Origin of the sequence: Frankia sp. CcI49 (genome assembly GCF_001983215.1) — a bacterium.
Classification (GTDB): domain Bacteria; phylum Actinomycetota; class Actinomycetes; order Frankiales; family Frankiaceae; genus Parafrankia; species Parafrankia irregularis.
Genome location: NZ_MOWP01000002.1, coordinates 1 through 1,171 on the forward strand (window position 1 = coordinate 1; position 1,171 = coordinate 1,171).

The following is a 1,171-nucleotide window of genomic DNA, read 5'->3' on the forward strand; positions in this document are numbered from 1 at the left end:
CCAGAGCCTCCTGCAACCGTGCGGTCACGGCCACTGCCGCATCCGAGAGCGGCTCGAGCGTGACGACGAAGACCCGCCGCGGCGGCGGCCACGACATCCCCCAGGCCGGCAACCGCCACGACCGCCAGACACCGAGAACATCCGGCTCACCCGCCGCCGCCGCGACGGCCGCCTGGTCAGCCACATCGAGCGCCGCGGTGGTGGCGGTGGCGGCGGTGGTGAGATCGAGGGCCAGGGCGACCGGCGGGCCGGGCAGCGCGGGGTCCGTGGCGAGGAACTCCCAGGCACCGGGCTGGCGTTCGCCGAGCGGCAGCGCGGCCAGCGCACGCAGCAGATCCGGGTCGGATTCGGCGGCGGCCAGCTCCTCGCGGATCAGCGGGATCTCTCCAGCACAGACACCGAGGTGCCCGGAGACCGCCGCGAAGGCGAGCGCCCGCGCGACGTCCAGCCGCCGGCCGGCGGCGAGCCACGTCCGGGCCTGGAACAGGAGATCGTCGGGCAGGTGGCCCGCCAGCCCGAGCAGCGTCCAGTGCCAGACCCGGGTCATCTCCCGGTGGTACGCGGTGGACTCCGCCGTGGTGGCCCGGGCCGCCGCGTCCACCGAGGATGTCGCCGCATCGGTGGACGCATCAACGTCGCGCCCGGCGCCGATCCCGGCATCGGCTCCAGCCCTGGGCCCAGCCCCAGCCCCGGCCCCGGCCCCGGCCCCGGCGTCGGCGTCGGCGGTGGGCGTCGGCGCCGAGGACCAGTCCCACCGCTCCGGCGCCAGGGACATTGCCACCTCCGTGTCTCGTCGTCGCCGCGACCTGTCAGACGCGACCTGTCCGATGCGCCGGTCCGACGCGCCTGGTCGAACGCGCCGTCAGCGGTCGCGGTACCGGTTGCGCACGGTTCCTACCGAGAACACGTCCCGGCAGGTCATGACGGTTCAGGACGGATCAGCCGGTCCTCGTCCCGGGACCCGACGCGCCGGGGCGGCGGTCTGCGGGACGGCCCACGCCTCGTCGTCGACGGGCTCCGCCTGCAGGAGGAGGTGGGCGAGCACGCGGTGCTGCGCCACCTCGTCGACCGGCTCGGGCGGCAGCCCGGACCGTTCGATGTGCCGGAGCAGGTCCGGATCCGGGGCGAGGCCGTGTTCCTCCAGGTAGTAGCTGACCGTGTCGGTCCAGAT

2 pseudogenes are annotated in these 1,171 nt (G+C 75.1%); both read right to left on the reverse strand.

Annotated features, from left to right (window positions below):
• Positions 1–775, reverse strand: a pseudogene (locus CcI49_RS00900) (hypothetical protein); the annotation flags it as partial.
• A gap of 153 nt (positions 776–928) precedes the next feature.
• Positions 929–1,171: pseudogene (locus tag CcI49_RS41880) on the reverse strand (hypothetical protein); the annotation flags it as partial.